Origin of the sequence: Pseudomonas qingdaonensis, assembly GCF_018398475.1 — a bacterium.
GTDB lineage: Bacteria > Pseudomonadota > Gammaproteobacteria > Pseudomonadales > Pseudomonadaceae > Aquipseudomonas > Aquipseudomonas palmensis.
This window is the reverse complement of the sequence record NZ_CP074676.1, coordinates 2,120,227-2,140,101: the sequence shown is the minus strand read 5'-3', so window position 1 is coordinate 2,140,101 and position 19,875 is coordinate 2,120,227. Positions and strand designations below refer to the sequence as shown.

The window sequence follows — 19,875 nt, the reverse complement described above, 5'->3', positions numbered from 1 at the left end:
CACAATCGAGTCTCCACACGCCGCCCAGGTAAGAGCATGCCCCGCGTACTGACTATCGAAGACGATGCCGTCACCGGCCAGGAAATCGTCGCCGAACTCTCCAGCCACGGCCTTGAGGTCGACTGGGCCGACAACGGTCGTGAAGGCCTGGCCAAGGCAATCGCCGGCGGCTACGACCTGATCACCCTCGACCGCATGCTGCCCGAAGTCGACGGCCTGACCATCGTCACCACCCTGCGCAACCTCAAGATCGCCACGCCGATCCTGATGATCAGCGCCCTCTCCGATGTCGACGAACGCGTGCGCGGCCTGCGCGCCGGTGGTGACGACTACCTGACCAAGCCGTTTGCCTCCGACGAGATGGCGGCGCGCGTGGAAGTGCTGCTGCGCCGCAACAGCGTGCCGATGGCCCAGACCCGCCTGCAGGTCGCCGACCTGGAGCTGGACCTGATAAGCCACGAGGCCCGGCGCGGCGAGCAGACCCTCAACCTGCTGCCCACCGAGTACAAGCTGCTGGAATTCCTGATGCGCCACGCCGGCCAGGTCATCACCCGCATGATGATCTTCGAGGAAGTCTGGGGGTACCACTTCGACCCCGGCACCAACCTGATCGACGTGCACATCGGGCGTCTGCGCAAGAAGATCGACGCCGCCGGGCAAACCCCGCTGATTCGCACCGTGCGGGGCTCCGGCTATGCCATTGCCGAACCCGTCTAAGGGCTGGAGTTCGTCCACCAGCCGCCTGCTGGCGCTGTACAGCTTTCTGTTCGTGGCCTGGAGCAGCATCCTCATGGGGGTGCTGTACTTCGAGGTGTCCGGCTACCTGAACAAGCTCACCCGCCATTCCCTGTTGCAGCGCCAGCATCTGTTCGCACACATGAGCGGCAAGCAGCTCGACGACGCCCTGATCGCCAGCCAGGCCTTCGACGAACGCAGCTTCGATGCCTACGGGCTGTTCGACGCGCAGTTCAACCCACTGGGCGGGCAGATCCGCCAGATCCCGCCCGAGCTGGGCCTGGATGGCAGGATCCACGAGCTCAGCCGCTGCCTGGACGCCGACGACCCGCGCATGCCAAAAGACAGCTGTGATGCCGTGGCGCTCAAGGTGCGCGATGGCCGCTGGCTGGTGCTGGTACGCGACAACGGTTCGCTGTTCGTGGTCACGCGGATCATTCTGCATGCGTTGCTGTGGGGGCTGTCGCTGACCATCATTCCCGGCATCGCCGGCTGGTACCTGCTGCGGCGCCGCCCGCTCAAGCGCATAAGGGCGATCCAGGCCAGTGCCGAGCTGATCGTGGCCGGCGACCTCACCCACCGTCTGCCGCTGTCGTCGCGCCGTGACGAACTGGACATGCTGGCAGCCATCGTCAACGCCATGCTCGACCGCATCGAGCGGTTGATGCATGAGGTCAAAGGCGTGTGCGACAACATTGCCCACGACCTGCGCACCCCGCTGACGCGCCTGCGGGCCCAGCTGTACCGGATCCGCCAGCAGGTCGGCGACGACTCGATCCAGGCCGACCAGATGGACCAGGCCATCAGCGAAACCGACACCCTGATGGCGCGTTTTCGCGGGTTGCTGCGCATCAGCGAACTGGAAGACCGCCAGCGCCGTGCCGGCTTCGTCGAGCTGGACCCGCGTGCCCTGCTGGTAGAGCTGCATGACTTCTACCTGCCGCTGGCCGAGGACGGCGAAATTCGCCTGACCCTGGTGCTGCCCGACCAGTTGCCGGCGCTCAAGGGCGACCGCGAGCTGCTGTTCGAGGCCCTGGCCAACCTGCTGGGCAATGCCATCAAGTTCACCCCGGCCGGTGGTCAGGTGCGGATGCGAGCCCGTGAAGACGCCCAGGGCGTGCTGATCGAGGTGGAGGACAGCGGGCCGGGGATTCCGGCGGACGAGCGCGAGGCCGTGCTCAAGCGGTTCTACCGCAGCGAGGAAGGTCATCGGCACAACGGGTTCGGGCTGGGGCTTTCGATCGTTGCAGCGATCGTCGACCTGCATGGGTTTGAGCTGGAGGTAGGAGACAGCGAATTGGGCGGGGCGCGGCTGGTGTTGCAGTGTCGGCCGAAGGTGGCCAGTTAGGGCCTCATCGCGGGTCGAGCCCGCTCCCACAGGTTGATCACTGATCTAGAGCACAGTGATCAACCTGTGGGAGCGGGCTCGACCCGCGATGAGGGCAGCGCCGATCAGTCAGCCAGGCGCCAGGTCGTCGTGCCCTTGCCGTCTTCCAGCACCACGCCCATGGCGGTCAGCTGGTCGCGGATGCGATCCGATTCGGCCCAGTTCTTGTCGGTACGTGCCTGCAGACGCGCCTGGATCAACGCCTCCACTTCAGCCGCATCGACCTTGCCTTCGGCGCCCGCCTGCAGAAAGTCGTCGGCCTCCAGCTGCAACACGCCCAGCAGCTCGGCCAGCTCGCGCAAACGGCCCGCCAGGCCAGCGGCCACCTCAGGCTCGGCCTCGCGCACGCGATTGATCTCGCGCACCAGGTCGAACAGCACCGCACAGGCTTCAGGCGTGCCGAAGTCGTCGTTCATGGCCGCGGCAAAACGCTCGACATACGCCTCGCCACCTTGCGCGGCCACGCGCGGCAAGCCGCGCAGCGCATGGTAGAAGCGTTCCAGCGCGCCCTTGGCTTCGCGCAGGCTGTCCTCGGAGTAGTTGATCGAGCTGCGGTAGTGGCTCGACACCAGCAGGTAGCGCACCACCTCCGGGTGATACTTGTCGAGCACGTCGCGAATGGTGAAGAAGTTGTTCAACGACTTGGACATCTTCTCGCCATTGATACGGATCATGCCGCAATGCATCCACGCCTTGGCGTACTGCTTGCCGGTGGCCGCCTCGCTCTGGGCAATCTCGTTCTCGTGGTGCGGGAACTCCAGGTCGTTGCCGCCACCATGAATGTCGAAGCTCTCGCCCAGGCAGCAGGTCGACATCACCGAGCACTCGATGTGCCAGCCCGGACGGCCCGGGCCCCACGGCGATTCCCAGCTCGGCTCGCCGGGCTTGACGCCCTTCCACAGCACGAAGTCGAGCGGGTCCTGCTTGGCCTCGTCGACCTCGATGCGGGCACCGATGCGCAGGTCTTCGATCTTCTTGCGCGACAGCTTGCCGTAGCCGACGAACTTGCCGACGCGGTAGTACACATCGCCGTTGCCCGGCGCGTAGGCATAACCCTTGTCGATCAGGGTCTGGATCATCGCGTGCATGCCGGCGATGTGGTCGGTGGCACGCGGCTCCTGGTCCGGCGGCAGGATGTTCAGACGGCGCTCGTCCTCGTGCATCGCGTCGATCATGCGCGCGGTCAGCGCTTCGAACGATTCGCCGTTCTGGTTGGCGCGGTTGATGATCTTGTCGTCGATGTCGGTGATGTTGCGCACATAGGTCAGGTCGTAGCCGCTGTAGCGCAGCCAGCGCGTGACCAGGTCGAACGCGACCATGCTGCGCCCATGGCCCAGGTGGCAGAAGTCGTACACGGTCATGCCGCACACGTACATGCGAACCTTGTTGCCATCGAGCGGAACGAAAACTTCCTTGGTCTTGCTCAGGGTGTTGTAGATGCTTAGCACGTAGAGTTCCTTAGCTGCCCCACGAATCGCGCAGGGTCACGGTGCGGTTGAACACCGGCTTACCCGGCGTGGAGTCTTTCAGGTCGACGCAGAAGTAGCCTTCGCGCTCGAACTGGAAGCGGTCTTCGGGCTGGGCCTGGCCCAGCGAAGGTTCCGCACGACAACCGCTCAGCACCTGCAGCGAATCGGGATTGATGTTGTCAAGGAAGCTGCCGCCGTCGTCGGTCTTCTCGGGGTTGGCCGAACGGAACAGGCGGTCATACAGACGTACTTCGCACTCGACGCTGGCCGCGGCCGGCACCCAGTGGATCACACCCTTGACCTTGCGGCCCTCGGGGTTCTTGCCCAGGGTGTCGGGGTCGTACGAGCAGCGCAGCTCGACGATGTTGCCCTCGGCATCCTTGATCGCCTCGTCGGCGCGGATCACGTAGCTGCCACGCAGGCGCACTTCACCGGCCGGCTCCAGGCGCTTGTAGCCCTTGGGCGGCTCTTCCATGAAGTCGTCGCGGTCGATGTAGATCTCGCGGGCGAACGGCAGTGCACGCACGCCCATGTCTTCCTTGGGGTGACGCGGCAGTTCGAGCTGCTCGACCTGGCCTTCGGGGTAGTTGGTGATGACTACCTTCAGCGGGCGCAGTACGCACATGGCCCGTGGCGCGGTGCGGTCCAGGTCGTCACGGATGCTGAATTCGAGCATCGACATGTCGACCACGCCGTCGGAACGGTTGGTGCCGACCATCTCGCAGAAATTGCGGATAGACGCCGGGGTGTAGCCACGACGGCGGAAGCCCGACAGCGTGGACATGCGCGGGTCGTCCCAGCCCTGTACGTGCTGCTCGTCCACCAGTTGCTTGAGCTTGCGCTTGCTGGTGATGGTGTAGTTCAGGTTCAGGCGGCTGAACTCGTACTGGCGCGGCTTGCACGGCACCGGCAGGTGGTCGAGGAACCACTCGTACAACGGACGATGGCTTTCGAACTCCAGGGTGCAGATCGAGTGGGTGATGCCCTCGATGGCGTCCGACTGGCCATGGGTGAAGTCGTAGATCGGGTAGATGCACCAGGTGTCGCCGGTCTGGTGATGATGGGCATGGCGGATGCGGTACAGGATCGGGTCGCGCAGGTTCATGTTCGGCGAGGCCATGTCGATCTTGGCGCGCAGCACGCGCTCGCCATCCTGGAACTCGCCGGCCTTCATGCGCGCGAACAGGTCGAGGTTTTCCTCGGCGCTGCGCTCGCGGAACGGGCTGTTCTTGCCCGGCTCGGTCAGGTTGCCGCGGTACTCGCGGGCCTGCTCCGGGGTCAGGTCGCACACATAGGCATTGCCCGACTTGATCAGGTCGACCGCCCACGCGTGCAACTGCTCGAAGTACTGCGAGGCATAGCGCACCGGGCCGGTCCACTCGAAGCCCAGCCACTTGACGTCACGCTGGATGGCGTCGATGTACTCCTGGTCCTCTTTGGCCGGGTTGGTGTCATCGAAGCGCAGGTGACAGGCACCGCCGAATTCCTGGGCCAGGCCGAAGTTCACGCAGATCGACTTGGCGTGACCAATGTGCAGGTAGCCGTTGGGCTCCGGCGGGAAACGGGTGACGATGCTGGTGTGCTTGCCCGAATCCAGGTCGGCCTGCACGATCGGACGCAGGAAGTTCACAGGGACGGCGGGCGCGCCTTTGGCAGCGGCGTTGGGAGCGTTGTCAGCGGTGGGCTTGCTCATAGGATCCTTGAAATACCGGTACACGGCCAGGGTAGGCCGACTGAATCAAAGCGCTTATCATAGCCCAAGCGCCCGAGCTGCCGACAGGGCAGCGCCGACAAACTGGCGCTATATTCGGCTGGCCGGGCAAAAAAACTGCCGTGACGTGCGTATCGTGGCCTGTAAACTGTGCGTCAGGGTTACTACGCGATCCTGCGCACCCATTTCTTGAATGCCTGAAAAGCGAGAATTTGAGCATGACCCAAGTCAAACTGACCACCAATCACGGTGACATCGTCATCGAGCTGAACGCCGAGAAAGCCCCGATCACCGTGGCCAACTTCATCGAGTACGTCAAAGCCGGTCACTACGAGAACACCGTGTTCCACCGCGTCATCGGCAACTTCATGATCCAGGGCGGCGGTTTCGAGCCGGGCATGAAAGAGAAGAAAGACAAGCGCCCGAGCATCCAGAACGAAGCCGACAACGGCCTGAGCAACGACAAGTACACCATCGCCATGGCCCGTACCATGGAGCCGCATTCGGCCTCGGCGCAGTTCTTCATCAACGTCGCCGACAACAGCTTCCTCAACCACAGCGGCAAGAACGTGCAGGGCTGGGGTTATGCAGTGTTCGGCAAAGTCACCGAAGGCACCGACGTGGTCGACAAGATCAAGGCCGTTGCCACCGGTTCCAAAGCCGGCCACCAGGACGTGCCAGCCGAAGACGTGATCATCGAGAAAGCCGAGATCATTGGGTGATACTGCTGATCTCCGATCTGCACCTGCAAGAAGAACGCCCGGACATTACCCGGGCGTTTCTTGATCTGCTGGCCACCCGTGCCCGCAGCGCGCAAGCGCTGTACATTCTCGGGGACTTTTTCGAGGCCTGGATCGGCGACGACGCCATGACGCCCTACCAGGCGTCGATCTGCCAGGCCTTGCGTGCGCTGAGCGACACGGGCACCCAGGTGTTCCTGATGCACGGCAACCGCGACTTCCTCATCGGCCAGGCGTTCTGCAAGGCCGCAGGCGCCACCCTGCTACCCGACCCCAGCGTGGTCGAGCTGGGCGGCGAGCCGGTGCTGCTGATGCATGGCGACAGCCTGTGCACCCGTGACGAAGGCTACATGAAGCTGCGCCGTTACCTGCGCAACCCCGTGAGCCTGTGGGTGCTGCGCCACCTGCCGTTGCACACGCGGCACAAGCTTGCGCGCAAGCTGCGCAGCGAAAGCCGCGCGCAGACGCGCATGAAGGCCAATGACATTGTCGATGTGACGCCCGAGGAGGTACCGCGGGTGATGCAGCAGCATGGCGTGCGCACCCTGGTGCATGGGCACACCCATCGCCCGGCGATCCACAAGCTGATGGTGGGCGATGCGCCGGCGCGGCGTATCGTGCTGGGCGACTGGGATCGCCAGGGGTGGGCGCTGCAGGTGGATGAACAAGGGTTCCAGCTGGCACCCTTCGACTTTGCCTGAAGGCCGTGCGGGCCCTATCGCGGGTCAAGCCCGCTCCCACAGGTAGATCATTGCTCTGATGATCATTGATGTACCTGTGGGAGCGGGCTTGACCCGCGATGTCAGCGCAGCGCGCTGACGCTGTGCCTCAGTGCCCCGCCGATGCCGGCCCGGCCTTGGCCGCGAACGGCGGCTTGGCCAGCCACACCAGCAGCACCAGCCCGACGAACACCCAGCCCATCAACGTGAAGTAATCCACCGTCGACATCATGTACGCCTGGCTGTTGAGCATCTGCTCCAGCTGCGCATACGACTGCCCGTTCGCCCCGCCCAGGTGGCCGAGCATGTCACGGGTGGCCGGCTCATAGGTACTGATGCTTTCGCTCAGGTACGCATGGTGCTGGTCGGCCCGGCGAATCCAGATCCAGGTGGTCAGCGACGCGGCAAAGCTGCCGCCCAGGGTCCGCAGGAAGGTCGCCAGCCCCGAGCCGTCGGCGATCTGCTGCGGCGGCAGGTCCGAAAGCAGGATGCTCAAGGTGGGCATGAAGAACAGCGCCACGCCGATACCCATGAACAGCTGCACCAGGGCGATGTGCTGGAAGTCCACCTCGTTGGTGAACCCTGCCCGCATGAAGCAGCTGGCACCGATTGCCACGAACGCCAGCCCCGCCAGCACACGCAGGTCGAACTTGTGCGCGTACTTGCCCACGAACGGCGACATCAGCACCGGCAGCAGGCCGATCGGCGCCACCGCCAGCCCCGCCCAGGTGGCGGTGTAGCCCATCTGGGTCTGCAGCCATTGCGGCAGGATCAGGTTGATGCCGAAGAACCCCGCATACCCGCCCACCAGCACGATGGTGCCGATGCGAAAGTTGCGGTGGGCAAACAGACGCAGGTTCACCACCGGGTGCTTGTCGGTCAGTTCCCAGATGATGAACACCGCCAGGAACACCACCGAAATCAGGCTGCCGATGACGATGAAACTGGACTCGAACCAGTCCAGGTCATTGCCCTTGTCGAGCACGATCTGCAATGCCCCCACCCCGACGATCAGGCTCAGCAGCCCGATGTAGTCCATCGGCTGGCGGCTGGTGCTCACCGGACGGGTACGCATCTGCTGACGCACCACGGCGGCGGCGAACAGGCCGATCGGCACGTTGATGAAGAAGATCCACGGCCAGCTGTAGCTGTCGGTGATCCAGCCACCGAGTATCGGCCCGGCAATCGGCGCCACCACCGTGACCATCGCCAGCAGCGCCAGGGCCATACCCCGCTTGGCCGGGGGGTACACCGCAATCAGCAGGGTCTGGGTCATGGGGTACAACGGCCCGGCCACCACGCCCTGCAACACACGAAAGCCGACCAGCTCGGGCATCGATTGCGAGATACCGCACAGGAACGACGCCAGCACGAACAGCAGCGTGGCCCAGATGAACAGCTTCACCTCGCCGAAGCGCCGGCTCAGCCAGCCGGTCAGCGGCAAGGCTATCGCGTTGCTCACCGCGAACGAGGTGATGACCCAGGTGCCCTGCTCCGAACTCACCCCCAGGTTGCCGGAGATGGTAGGCAGGGCGACGTTGGCGATGGTGGTGTCGAGCACCTGCATGAACGTCGCCAGCGACAGGCCGATGGTGGTCAGCAGCAGGCTTGGCGGGGTGAACGAAGCCTGCCCGCTCATCGCTGCGCAGTCTTGCCGCTGGCGGCGCTGTTGTCATGGATCAGGCGCGCGATCAGGGTATCGGCCTCCACCAGCTGGCGGTCGTACACCTGGGTGGCGAACGAGGCTTTCTGCGGCGGCTGTTGCGCCAGCACCGGGCCGCTCTGGTCGTGCAGGTCGACGTCGACCTGGGTCGACAGGCCGATCCGCAGCGGGTGTTCGGCCAGTTGCTCGGGGTTGATGTGGATCCGCACCGGCACGCGCTGGACGATCTTGATCCAGTTGCCGGTGGCGTTCTGCGCCGGCAGCAGGGCGAAGGCGCTGCCGGTACCGGCGCCCAGGCTGTCGATGGTGCCGCTGTACTTCACGTCGCTGCCGTACAGGTCGGCAACGATGTCCACCGGCTGACCGATACGCATGTTGCGCAGCTGGGTTTCCTTGAAGTTGGCGTCGATCCACAGCTGATCCAGCGGAATCACCGCCATGGTCGCGGTGCCCGGCTGCAGGCGCTGGCCCAGTTGCACCGTGCGCTTGGCCACATAACCGGTGACCGGCGCCACCAGGGTGGTGCGGGCATTGTCCAGGTAGGCCTGGCGCAGGTCGGCGGCGGCAGCCTGCACTTCGGGGTGCGAGGAGACCACGGTGTCGTCGACCAGCGCGGTGGTGGTGTTGAGCTGCTGCTGGGCATTGCTCAGCGCGCTTTGTGCCGATGCCAGGTCGTCACGGGCGTGGGACAGCTCCTCCTGCGAGATCGCCCCGCCGGCGGCCAGGGTCTTGCGTCGGTTGTAGTTTTCCTGGGCCTTCTGCAGCTCGGCCTTGCGCGCCGCCACCTGGGCCTTCTGCCCGTCGACGTTGCTGTAAAGCCCACGCACCTGGCGCACGGCGCGGGCCAGCTTGGCCTCGGCGCTCTGCAGGCCGACCTCGGTGTCGCTCGGGTCGAACTGGATCAGCACCTGGCCGGCGTGCACCAGGTCGCCATCGTCGGCGCCGATGCTGGTGACGGTGCCGGTGACCAGCGGGGTGATTTCCACCACGTTGCCGTTCACATAGGCGTCGTCGGTGTTTTCGCTCCAGCGCCCGTAGAGCTCGTGCCAGGCCCACACACCGGCGCCAAGCACGAGTACGAGCACCAGCAGCCCGAGCAGCAGCGTCTTGCGCTTGCGCTGATTGTTGAGGTCCTGCTCGGTAGGGGCAGTGTCCGGGGAGGATGCAGTGGCCATGAGAAATACCTTGGCGTTTTATTGATTGCGGGAAGTCGAGGGCAATGCGGCGGCCTGGGTGTCGGCCTGGTAGCCGCCCCCCAGCGCCTGCATCAACTGGATCGACAGGTCGATCTGTTCGGCGTTCAGTTCGGCCAGCTGACGCTGCGACTGCAGCAGCTGCTGTTCGATGCTCAGCACATCCAGGTAGTTGCCGATGCCGGAGCCATAGCGCTGCATCACGGTGTCGTAGGACTGCTGGGCGATGTCGGTGGCACGTTGCTTGGCTGCAATCTGCTGGCCCAGTGCATGCAGCTGGTCGATGCTGTCGCTGACCTCGCCCAGTGCACGCACCAGGCTCTTGTTGTATTGCGCCACGGCCAGGTCGTAGTCGGCATCACGGGCATCGAGGTCGGCGCGCAGGCGCCCGCCGTCGAAAATCGGCAGCGACACGGTCGGGGCGATGTTGAAGAAGCGGCTCGGCGCGCCGAAGATCGCATCGCCCAGCAGTGCCTGGGTGCCGGCGGCGGCGCTCAGGTTGAGGTTGGGGTAGAAGCGTGTCTTGCTCGCATCGATCGACTTGCTCGCCGCCTCGACCCGCCAGCGCGCGGCCACCAGGTCCGGACGCCGGCCCAGCAACTCGGCCGGCAGCACCGAGGGCAGCGCCACCGCAGCAGGCTTGAGCACATTGGGGCGGGCGATCTGCTGGCCACGGTCGGGGCCCTTGCCCAGCAGCACCGCCAGCGCGATCTGCGCGCTGCGTAGCTGCTTCTGGGCATTGATGGCCTGCTCCTGGGAGCTGGCCTCCAGGCTTTCGGTCTGCTGCAGCTGGTACTGGCTGTCGATACCCGAGGCCAGCCGGCGCTGGCTGAGTTCGAGCATCTGGCGGGTACGCTTGAGGTCTTCCTGGGTCAGGTCGTTGACGATGTGCGCCTGGCCCAGCTGGCTGTAGGCACGGGCAACGTCGGCGGCCAGGGTCAGTTGTGCGGCCTGGCGGTCCACCTCGGCGGCACGGGCCTGGCCCAGGGCGGCTTCCCAGGCATCGCGTTGGCCACCCCAGAGATCGAAGGTGTAGTTGAAGGTCGCGCTCAGGCTGCGCAGGGTGGAGTAGCTGCCGCCCTGCCCCGTCGGGTCCTGATCACGGGCCAGGCGCGAGCGGCTGACCCCGGCGCTGGCATCCAGCGTGGGCATGCGCTCGGCGTCGGCAGCGTAGGCCGCGGCGCTGGCCTGATGGGCACGGGCGCTGGCAACCTGCATGTCGGGGCTGTCGCGCAAGGCCTCGCCGATCAGGCTGTTCAGTTGCGGGTCGCCAAGGCGGGTCCACCAGTCGCCCTTGGGCCAGGCCGCAGGCGACAGGGCAACACCGCCGAGGGTCTTGCCTGCCTGCAGGTCGGCGGCGCCGAGGCGCCGGCCCTGGGTATCGAGGCCACTGTAGTTGGCGCAACCGGCCAGGCTCAGGGCAAACACCAGCAGGCTTGCACCGGCACGCAGGGCTCGTGGTTTCATTGGGCCTCCACGCGCAGAGCGGTGACGGCATCGCCGGCCGCCAGCAGCACCTTGGTCAGGATCTTTTCCAGGGTCTTGAGCTCGTCCGGGGCCAGCACGCCAACCAGCTCGTTCATCGCCGAGGCACCGATCTGGGGCAACTGGCCGGCCAGCACATCGCCATCGGCGGTGAGCTCCAGGCGTACCTGGCGCCGGTCCTGCGGGCAGCGGCTGCGGGCGATCAGGCCCTTCTGCTCCAGGCGATCGAGCATGCGCGTCATCGACCCGCTGTCCAGGCTGAGGAAACGGCACAGTTCGGCGGGGGTATCGACCCCGTACTGGGACACGATGATCAGCACCTTGAACTGCGCGGCGGTGACGCCGAAGTCCTGCAGGTGGCTGTCCAGAATGCGGTCCTTCACCAGTGCGGCGCGCCCCAGGAGCATGCCGATGGTGCAGGACTGGAAGTTTTCGGGGGTGAAGTGCTGCATGAAGGGAGATACCTGCTTAGGCAGTGGATGCCGCAGATATTACTGCTCAGGCAGCGAATGTCCAAGCATTAATTAGCTTGCTTTCTATTTGGTCGACAAAAGGAGGTATTGCGGCGCCCGTATCGCGGGTCGAGCCCGCTCCCACAGGATGGGTCCATTAGCCGTGGGAGCGGGCTTGGCCCGCGATGCTTCAGGCCGGCACGCCGCTATGGAAGCGAAACTCCACGTCCGGCGTGGTGATCAGTTCGGCTTCCACCTCGCGCACCCGCTCCACGGTGCGCTCCACATCCGCCGCCTCGCCATACTGATACGCCAGCTTCAGGTACCCCTGGTAATGGCGCGCCTCGCTCTTGAGCAGCCCGTGGTAGAACTTGCCCAGTTCCTCGTCCAGGTGCGGCACCACCGCAGCAAAGCGCTCGCAGCTGCGCGCCTCGATGAACGCGCCGACCACCAGCGTGTCCACCAGCTTCACCGGCTCGTGCGCGCGCACCACCTTTCGCAGCCCCGAGGCATAGCGCCCTGCCGACAATGGGCGCAAGGCCACCTTGCGCTTCTTCATCAGGCGCAGCACCTGCTCGTGATGCACCAGCTCCTCGCGGGCCAGGCGCGACATCATGTTGATCAGGTCGACATGCGTGCTGTACTTGGCAATCAGGCTCAGCGCCGTGCTGGCGGCCTTGAACTCGCAGTTCTTGTGGTCGATCAGCATCGTCTCCTGGTCGGCCAGGGCGGCATCGACCCAGGCATCCGGGGTGCGGCAGGCGAGGAAGGCTTCGATTTCGGGAATAAGGGACATAGGCTCACAAACGGGCATGGGGTGTCGACAAGACCGGCGATTATACCGGCGGCAGTGGCGATCACCAGTGACTATGCTTGATGCATATCAACATCCACCGCATCCGGGGCGCCGACTATAGTCAGGCATCGCATGCCATTGTCGAAGGAGTTCTCCCTCATGCTTTTAGAAGTTCGCAGCATCCTGGTGGTGCTCGACCCCGACCACGCCCACAGCAAGGCCCTGACCCGCGCCAAGCTGATCGCCGGCGTCACCAAGGCACGCCTGCACCTGCTGATGTGCGACAAGAAGCAGGACCACAGTGCCCTGCTCAGCCTGCTCGCCAGCCAGTTGCACGACGATGGCTACGACAATGTCACCTATGAGCAGGCCTGGCACGACACCCTGCACGAGTCGATCATCGACGTGCAGAAAGCCGAAGGCTGTGAGCTGGTGATCAAGGAACACCGACCGGAAAACGCGCTGAAGAAGTTCCTGCTGACGCCTTCGGACTGGAAACTGCTGCGCCAGTGCCCGTGCGCGGTGCTGATGGTCAAGACCGAGCGCCCCTGGACCGGTGGCGTGATTCTGGCGGCGGTGGACGTGGGCAACGACGATCAGGAGCATCGCAAGCTGCACGCCAGCATCATCGACCACGGCTATGCCATTGCCAGCGTGGCCAAGGGCAACCTGCACGTGATCAGCGCCCACCCCTCGCCCATGCTCTCGGCGGCGGACCCGGTGTACCAGCTCAAGGACACCATCGAGAAGAAGTACCGCGACGAATGCGCTGCGTTCCAGGCCGAATTCGATATCGCCGACGATCGCCTGCATGTGGCCGAAGGCCCGGCGGACGTGCTGATTCCGCACACGGCTAAAAAGTACGAAGCCGTGGTGACGGTGATGGGTACGGTGGGGCGTAGCGGGATTACCGGTGCGCTGATCGGCAACACCGCGGAGGTGGTGCTCGATTCGCTGGAATGCGATGTGCTGGTGCTCAAGACCGAGGACCAGGTGAAGCACCTGGACGAGCTGGCCAGAGGCTGAAGACCCCATCGCGGGTCAAGCCCGCGCCCACAGGGTAAGCGGTGATCCAGTGGGCGCGGGCGTGACCTGCGATGGGAACACCGCTTAACCCAGCGCATCCTTGAGAAAGCCCGGCGCGATGTAGCGCTGATAGTGCGCCTCGGACAACAGAAAGAATTCCCGATCGATGGCATCGCGCAGCTCGGGCAGCTCCCAGTCGCGAAACTCCGGCAGCAGCACCATCCCGTACGCTTCCAGCTCGCGGATCACCCGCGCGCCCCGCGCAATCAGCTGATAAGCCCAGCAATACTCGGACTGATGCGGCACGAATCGAATCTTGCGCAGCTCCAGCTGGCCGCGCAGCTTGTCGGCGTCGAACACCTCCAGCTTGGCCGCCATCACCTGCACCAGCAGGTGTTCCAGGCGCAGCCACACCGCACGCTTTTCATCGTCGTTGTAGCCGTTCCAGTGGATCACCTCATGGTGAAAACGCTTGCACCCGCGACACACCAGGTCCCCGTAAACCGTGGAACACAGGCCGACACAAGGCGTTTTTATTGACTGATTGGACATGAAAGATTCAACGGCATGGCGATGGAACAGACGGCCATGTTAGCCCTTTGTCTAACGGGGGTCACGCCGTAAAGTCGTTGCAATCGCCTTACCTTTGGCGCGTTTTTACCGTAGAATCACCCGGCCTTTTTAAGGCAGCAATGTCCGTTAGAAGCTGTTTTCAAAGCGTCACGAGCACAGTTGATCCGGTAGAACGGCGTTGGCTCGGGGTATTCGAACATCGAATGCACCGCGCCAGCCCTCATCAGCCTCCGTTCTACAGGCGTAAAACTTTGAAAGCAGCTTCTGTAAGGATGTCCTGCAACCCTGGCTACGCGGCTCAAAAAGCCGTATTGCGCATGGGTGCCGGCCATTCTGGATGAGCGTCCCGGACACCCATTTGGGACCACTGATGAGGGTAATAACTGTGCTTGAAGCCTACCGCAAACACATCGAAGAGCGTGCCGCCCAGGGTATCGTGCCCCAGCCGCTTAACGCCGAACAAACCGCAGGCCTGGTCGAGCTGCTGAAGAATCCCCCCGCTGGCGAAGAAGCCGTCCTCGTCGACCTGATCACCAACCGCGTACCACCAGGAGTGGACGAAGCCGCCTACGTCAAGGCCGGTTTCCTGTCGGCGGTCGCCAAGGGCGAAGCCACCTCCCCGTTGATCAGCAAGCAGCGCGCCGTTGAACTGCTGGGCACCATGCAGGGCGGCTACAACATCGCCACCCTGGTCGAGCTGCTGGACGACGCCGAACTGGCCGCCGTTGCCGCCGAACAGCTCAAGCACACCCTGCTGATGTTCGACGCCTTCCACGACGTGGCCGAAAAAGCCAAGAACGGCAACGTTCACGCCAAGGCGGTACTGCAGTCCTGGGCTGACGGCGAGTGGTTCAAGAAGCGTCCGACCCTGGCCGACAAGATCAGCCTGCGCGTCTTCAAGGTCACCGGCGAAACCAACACCGACGACCTGTCCCCTGCCCCGGACGCCTGGTCGCGCCCTGACATCCCGCTGCACGCCCTGGCCATGCTGAAAATGGCCCGCGACGGCATCGTGCCGGACGTGCAAGGCGCCATCGGCCCGATGAAGCAGATCGAGCAGATGCGCAACGAAGGCTTCCCGATCGCCTACGTCGGTGACGTGGTCGGTACCGGTTCCTCGCGTAAATCGGCGACCAACTCGGTGCTGTGGTTCTTCGGCGACGACATCCCTTACGTGCCGAACAAGCGCGCTGGCGGTTTCTGCTTCGGCTCCAAGATCGCCCCGATCTTCTACAACACCATGGAAGACGCCGGCGCCCTGCCGATCGAATTCGACGTGTCGAACATCCACATGGGCGACGTGATCGACCTGTACCCGCACGCCGGCAAGGTGTGCAAGCACGGTACCGACGAAGTCATCACCACCTTCGAGATGAAAACCCCCGTGCTGCTGGACGAAGTCCGCGCCGGTGGTCGTATCCCGCTGATCGTCGGCCGTGGCCTGACCGAGAAGGCGCGCGCCGAGCTGGGCCTGGGCCCGACCGACCTGTTCAAGCTGCCTGAAGCACCTGTCGACACCGGCAAGGGCTACACCCTGGCCCAGAAGATGGTCGGCAAGGCCTGCGGCCTGCCAGTGGGCAAGGGCGTTCGTCCTGGCACCTACTGCGAACCGAAGATGACCACCGTCGGCTCCCAGGACACCACCGGTCCGATGACCCGTGACGAACTGAAAGACCTGGCGTGCCTGGGCTTCTCGGCCGACCTGGTCATGCAGTCGTTCTGCCACACCGCGGCCTATCCGAAGCCGATCGACGTGACCACCCACCACACCCTGCCGGATTTCATCCGCACCCGTGGCGGCGTGTCCCTGCGTCCAGGCGACGGCATCATCCACAGCTGGCTGAACCGCATGCTGCTGCCGGACACCGTCGGTACCGGTGGTGACTCGCACACCCGCTTCCCGATCGGCATCTCGTTCCCGGCCGGTTCCGGCCTGGTCGCCTTCGCCGCTGCCACTGGCGTGATGCCACTGGACATGCCGGAGTCGGTACTGGTGCGCTTCAAGGGCAAGCTGAACCCAGGCATCACCCTGCGTGACCTGGTTCACGCCATCCCTTACTACGGCATCCAGAAAGGCCTGCTGACCGTCGAGAAGAAGGGCAAGATCAACGCCTTCTCCGGCCGCATCCTGGAAATCGAAGGCCTGGACGACCTGACCGTGGAACAGGCATTCGAACTGTCCGACGCCTCGGCCGAACGTTCGGCTGCCGGTTGCACCATCAAGCTGCCTGAAAAAGCCATTGCCGAGTACCTGAAGTCGAACATCACCCTGCTGCGCTGGATGATCAGCGAAGGCTACGGCGATGCGCGCACCATGGAGCGCCGTGCACAGGCGATGGAAGCCTGGCTGGCCAAGCCCGAGCTGCTGTCGGCCGACGCCGATGCCGAGTACGCCGAAGTCATCGAGATCGACCTGGCCGATATCAAGGAGCCGGTTCTCTGCGCTCCTAACGACCCGGACGACGCTCGCCTGCTGTCCAGCGTCCAGGGCCAGAAGATCGACGAAGTGTTCATCGGTTCGTGCATGACCAACATCGGTCACTTCCGCGCTGCCGGCAAGCTGCTGGACAAGGTCAAGGGTCAGCTGCCAACCCGTCTGTGGCTGTCGCCGCCGACCAAGATGGACGCTCACCAGCTGACCGAGGAAGGCTACTACGGCATCTACGGCAAGGCTGGCGCGCGCATGGAAATGCCGGGCTGCTCGCTGTGCATGGGTAACCAGGCACGCGTAGAGCCGAACTCGACCGTTGTGTCGACGTCGACCCGTAACTTCCCGAACCGTCTGGGCGATGGTGCCAACGTGTTCCTGGCCTCCGCCGAACTGGCTGCCGTTGCCTCGATCCTGGGCAAGCTGCCAACCGTCGAGGAGTACATGGAGTACGCGGCGAATATCGACAGCATGGCTGCCGACATCTACCGCTACCTGAGCTTCGACCAGATCGCCGAGTTCCGTGAAGCCGCTGCGAACGCCAATATCCCTGTCGTTCAAGCGTAAGCTGACTTAGCGTGAAAAGAAGCCCCGCCAATTGGCGGGGCTTTTTGTTGCCTTCTGAAAAGCTTCGCCCCTCAGATCACGAACAGATCCATGAACCGATGCACCGCCGTCGCCTCAAGCCTCGCCTGATCCTTGCACAGCGCAAGAATTTCGGCCGAACGCTGCGCAGTAAACCGCGTCGCCAGGTTGGCCTTGAACTTGTCCTCCAGCAGCGGGATGCCCTGGGCGCGTCGGCGCCGGTGCCCGATGGGATACTCCACCACCACCTGCTCGGTGCTCGAGCCGTCGGTGAAGAACACCTGCACCGCGTTGGCGATCGAGCGCTTGTCGGCCTCCAGGTACTCGCGACTGAAACGCGGGTCTTCGACGATCACCATCTTCTCGCGCAAGCGATCGATGGTCGGGTGCGCCGCATGGAAATCATCTTCGTAATGCTCGGCCACCAGGTTGCCGAAGATCAGCGGCACCGCCGTCATGTACTGCAGGCAGTGGTCCCGGTCCGCTGCGTTGGCCAGCGTGCCGACCTTGGAAATGATGCGAATCGCCGACTCATGGGTGGTGATCACGATGCGCTCGATTTCATGCAGGCGATTGCGCACCTGCGGATGCAGGGTCACCGCCGCCTCGCAGGCGGTCTGCGCATGGAACTCGGCCGGAAAGCTGATCTTGAACAGTATGTTCTCCATCACGTAGCTGCCGAACGGCTGCGACAGGCTGAACTCGCGCTTGCCCTCGGGCTTGAGCGCCAGGTCCTTGTTGGTATGGCTGAACAGCACGTCATAGAAGCCCCACTGCGGCGCGGTGAGCACGCCGGGGATGCCCATCTCGCCGCGCAGGGCGATGTCCGCCAGGCGCACCCCGCGACTCGACGCATCACCGGCCGCCCACGACTTGCGCGAGCCGGCATTGGGGGCATGGCGGTAGGTGCGTAGCGCCTGGCCATCGACAAAGGCCTGGGACAGGGCCGCCAGCAACTGCTCGCGATTGGCGCCCATGAGCCGGGCGCACACCGCCGTGGATGCGACCTTGACCAGCAGCACGTGGTCCAGGCCCACCCGGTTGAAAGCGTTTTCCAGCGCGAGCACGCCCTGAATCTCGTGGGCCATGATCATGGCCTCGAGCACCGTGTGCAGGGTCAGCGGCGCGTCGCCGTTGGCCACGCGCTTTTGCGAGAGGTGGTCGGCCACCGCGAGGATGCCGCCGAGGTTGTCGGAGGGATGACCCCATTCTGCGGCCAGCCAGGTATCGTTGTAGTCCAGCCAGCGCACGATGCAGCCGATGTCCCAGGCCGCCTTGACCGGGTCGAGGCGGTACGCGGTGCCGGGCACCCGCGCGCCATGGGGCACCACGGTACCCTCCACCAGCGGCCCCAGGTGCTTGGTGCACTCGGGAAAGCGCAGCGCCAGCAGGCCGCAACCCAGGGTGTCCATCAGGCAGTTGCGCGCCGTGTCCAGCGCCTCCCCCGGCTCGGCCCTGAAGTGCAGGACATAGTCGGCAATGTCCTGCAGGACCCGGTCGTAGTCGGGGCGGTCGTTCAGGTCAACATTGGCACTCATTGTCGTCTCTCTGTTCACATGGGGTGAAAGGAGAGCCGAGCACCGCTGCCTCTAGAAGGTATCGCCAGGTACGCGTACCCAACCCTCCATCAGCACGCGAGCGCTGCGGCTCATGATTGCTTTGGTAACGGTCCAGTCGCCATTCACCTGGCGCGCCTCGGCGCCCACGCGCAAGGTGCCCGAGGGGTGACCGAAGCGCACGGCGCTGCGCTCGCCGCCACCGGCAGCAAGGTTGACCAGGGTGCCGGGGATGGCCGCCGCGGTGCCGATGGCCACCGCTGCCGTACCCATCATGGCGTGGTGCAGCTTGCCCATCGACAACGCACGCACCAGCAGGTCGATATCGCTCGCTGCCACGGTCTTGCCGCTGGAGGACTGGTAGTCGGCCGGCGCTGCCACGAACGCCACCTTGGGCGTGTGCTGGCGCTGCGCGGCCTGCTCGACGTACTCGATCAGGCCCATGTGCACGGCGCCGTGGGCACGAATGGTTTCGAAACGCGCCAGGGCTTCGGGGTCGCCGTTGATTGCGTCCTGCAGCTCGGTGCCGGTGTAGCCCAGGGCCTGGGCGTCGATGAAGATGGTCGGGATGCCGGCGTTGATCAGGGTTGCCTTGAAGGTGCCGACACCGGGCACCACCAGGTCGTCGACCAGGTTGCCGGTGGGGAACATCGAGCCGCCCGCGCCGTCTTCGTCGGCGGCCGGGTCGAGGAATTCGAGCTGCACCTCGGCGGCCGGAAAGGTCACGCCGTCGAGTTCGAAGTCGCCGGTTTCCTGCACTTCGCCTTCGGTGATCGGTACGTGGGCGATGATGGTCTTGCCGATGTTGGCCTGCCAGATGCGCACCACAGCCACACCATTGCGCGGGATGCGACTGGCGTCGACCAGGCCGGCGCTGATGGCGAACGAGCCGACTGCCGCCGAGAGGTTGCCGCAGTTGCCGCTCCAGTCGACGAAGGCCTTGTCGATGGCGACCTGGCCGAACAGGTAGTCGACGTCGTGCCCGGGCTTGATGCTGCGCGACAGGATGACCGTCTTGCTGGTGCTGGAGGTGGCCCCGCCCATGCCGTCGATCTGCTTGCCGTAGGGGTCGGGGCTGCCGATAACCCGCAGCAGCAGCGCATCGCGCGCGGCGCCGGGGAGCTGGGCGGCTTCGGGCAGGTCTTCGAGGTTGAAGAACACGCCTTTGCTGGTGCCGCCACGGATGTAGGTGGCGGGGATTCTGATCTGGGGTACGTGTGGCATGGAAATCTTGTCCTGTAATGTGATCGAGCCACCTGCTCTGTGGGAGCGGGCTCGACCCGCGATGCAAGCGATGCGGTTACAGCCAGTACCGCGTCGCCTGCATCGCGGGTCAAGCCCGCTCCCACTAGGGCGA

The 19,875-nt window shown here is 64.6% G+C and carries 16 protein-coding genes; 6 read left to right on the top strand and 10 right to left on the bottom strand.

The annotated features are described in order from the left end of the window. Window positions 1-36: 36 nt before the first annotated feature. Both KH389_RS09745 and KH389_RS09740 read left to right on the top strand, forming a co-directional pair. On the top strand, window positions 37-717 hold the full coding sequence (locus tag KH389_RS09745; protein WP_043863057.1) for a response regulator transcription factor: 681 nt from the start codon (window positions 37-39) through the stop codon (window positions 715-717). After that, complete coding sequence (locus KH389_RS09740; RefSeq protein ID WP_054915700.1) at window positions 695-2,083, top strand: sensor histidine kinase; 1,389 nt, start codon at window positions 695-697, stop codon at window positions 2,081-2,083. Before KH389_RS09745 ends, KH389_RS09740 begins: the two co-directional genes overlap by 23 nt. Before the next feature lie 104 nt (window positions 2,084-2,187). On the opposite strand, the gene cysS is transcribed toward KH389_RS09740, so the two are convergent. Both cysS and KH389_RS09730 read right to left on the bottom strand, forming a co-directional pair. Then, window positions 2,188-3,570: a cysteine--tRNA ligase gene (gene cysS / locus KH389_RS09735; RefSeq protein ID WP_043863059.1), complete on the bottom strand. Its 1,383-nt coding sequence runs from the start codon at window positions 3,568-3,570 to the stop codon at window positions 2,188-2,190. A gap of 10 nt (window positions 3,571-3,580) precedes the next feature. Beyond that, window positions 3,581-5,284, bottom strand: a complete 1,704-nt coding sequence (locus KH389_RS09730) for a glutamine--tRNA ligase/YqeY domain fusion protein (protein WP_123752235.1) — start codon at window positions 5,282-5,284, stop codon at window positions 3,581-3,583. Window positions 5,285-5,520: 236 nt separating this feature from the next. Here KH389_RS09730 and KH389_RS09725 point away from each other — a divergent pair, with 236 nt between their 5' ends. Both KH389_RS09725 and lpxH read left to right on the top strand, forming a co-directional pair. Next, on the top strand, window positions 5,521-6,024 hold the full coding sequence (locus KH389_RS09725; protein ID WP_043863061.1) for a peptidylprolyl isomerase: 504 nt from the start codon (window positions 5,521-5,523) through the stop codon (window positions 6,022-6,024). Continuing rightward, the gene (gene lpxH, locus KH389_RS09720) at window positions 6,021-6,743 is read left to right on the top strand and encodes a UDP-2,3-diacylglucosamine diphosphatase (protein WP_213607269.1); all 723 of its coding nucleotides are present in this window, start codon (window positions 6,021-6,023) and stop codon (window positions 6,741-6,743) included. Before KH389_RS09725 ends, lpxH begins: the two co-directional genes overlap by 4 nt. Window positions 6,744-6,870: 127 nt before the next feature. On the opposite strand, the gene KH389_RS09715 is transcribed toward lpxH, so the two are convergent. The 5 genes from KH389_RS09715 to KH389_RS09695 all read right to left on the bottom strand — a co-directional run bounded on the left by KH389_RS09715 (window position 6,871) and on the right by KH389_RS09695 (window position 12,350). Then, a complete protein-coding gene (locus tag KH389_RS09715; RefSeq protein ID WP_043863063.1) occupies window positions 6,871-8,400 on the bottom strand; it encodes a DHA2 family efflux MFS transporter permease subunit in 1,530 nt (509 codons plus the stop codon). Continuing rightward, window positions 8,397-9,599: an HlyD/EmrA/EmrK family protein gene (locus KH389_RS09710; RefSeq protein WP_043863064.1), complete on the bottom strand. Its 1,203-nt coding sequence runs from the start codon at window positions 9,597-9,599 to the stop codon at window positions 8,397-8,399. The genes KH389_RS09715 and KH389_RS09710 overlap by 4 nt, the downstream gene beginning before the upstream one ends. An 18-nt stretch (window positions 9,600-9,617) precedes the next feature. Continuing rightward, on the bottom strand, window positions 9,618-11,084 hold the full coding sequence (locus tag KH389_RS09705; protein WP_213607268.1) for an efflux transporter outer membrane subunit: 1,467 nt from the start codon (window positions 11,082-11,084) through the stop codon (window positions 9,618-9,620). Beyond that, window positions 11,081-11,554 (bottom strand): MarR family winged helix-turn-helix transcriptional regulator, encoded by a 474-nt coding sequence (locus tag KH389_RS09700; protein WP_043863066.1) that lies wholly within the window; start codon window positions 11,552-11,554, stop codon window positions 11,081-11,083. The genes KH389_RS09705 and KH389_RS09700 overlap by 4 nt, the downstream gene beginning before the upstream one ends. A gap of 190 nt (window positions 11,555-11,744) precedes the next feature. After that, window positions 11,745-12,350, bottom strand: a complete 606-nt coding sequence (locus KH389_RS09695) for a MiaE family protein (protein WP_213607267.1) — start codon at window positions 12,348-12,350, stop codon at window positions 11,745-11,747. A gap of 159 nt (window positions 12,351-12,509) precedes the next feature. Between KH389_RS09695 and KH389_RS09690 the strand changes: the two genes are divergently transcribed. Continuing rightward, window positions 12,510-13,376, top strand: a complete 867-nt coding sequence (locus KH389_RS09690; RefSeq protein WP_043863068.1) for a universal stress protein — start codon at window positions 12,510-12,512, stop codon at window positions 13,374-13,376. Window positions 13,377-13,460: 84 nt separating this feature from the next. Here KH389_RS09690 and KH389_RS09685 read toward each other — a convergent pair whose 3' ends face one another. Then, on the bottom strand, window positions 13,461-13,928 hold the full coding sequence (locus KH389_RS09685) for a DUF1289 domain-containing protein (RefSeq protein WP_043863069.1): 468 nt from the start codon (window positions 13,926-13,928) through the stop codon (window positions 13,461-13,463). 406 nt (window positions 13,929-14,334) lie between these two features. Between KH389_RS09685 and acnB the strand changes: the two genes are divergently transcribed. After that, complete coding sequence (gene acnB / locus KH389_RS09680; RefSeq protein ID WP_054915695.1) at window positions 14,335-16,944, top strand: bifunctional aconitate hydratase 2/2-methylisocitrate dehydratase; 2,610 nt, start codon at window positions 14,335-14,337, stop codon at window positions 16,942-16,944. A 71-nt stretch (window positions 16,945-17,015) separates the two neighbouring features. Here acnB and prpD read toward each other — a convergent pair whose 3' ends face one another. Beyond that, entirely contained in the window at window positions 17,016-18,500 is a 1,485-nt protein-coding gene (prpD, locus tag KH389_RS09675; protein ID WP_078480487.1) for a 2-methylcitrate dehydratase, read from the bottom strand. Window positions 18,501-18,551: 51 nt separating this feature from the next. Continuing rightward, window positions 18,552-19,742, bottom strand: a complete 1,191-nt coding sequence (gene prpF, locus KH389_RS09670; protein ID WP_213607266.1) for a 2-methylaconitate cis-trans isomerase PrpF — start codon at window positions 19,740-19,742, stop codon at window positions 18,552-18,554. Window positions 19,743-19,875 lie beyond the last annotated feature (133 nt).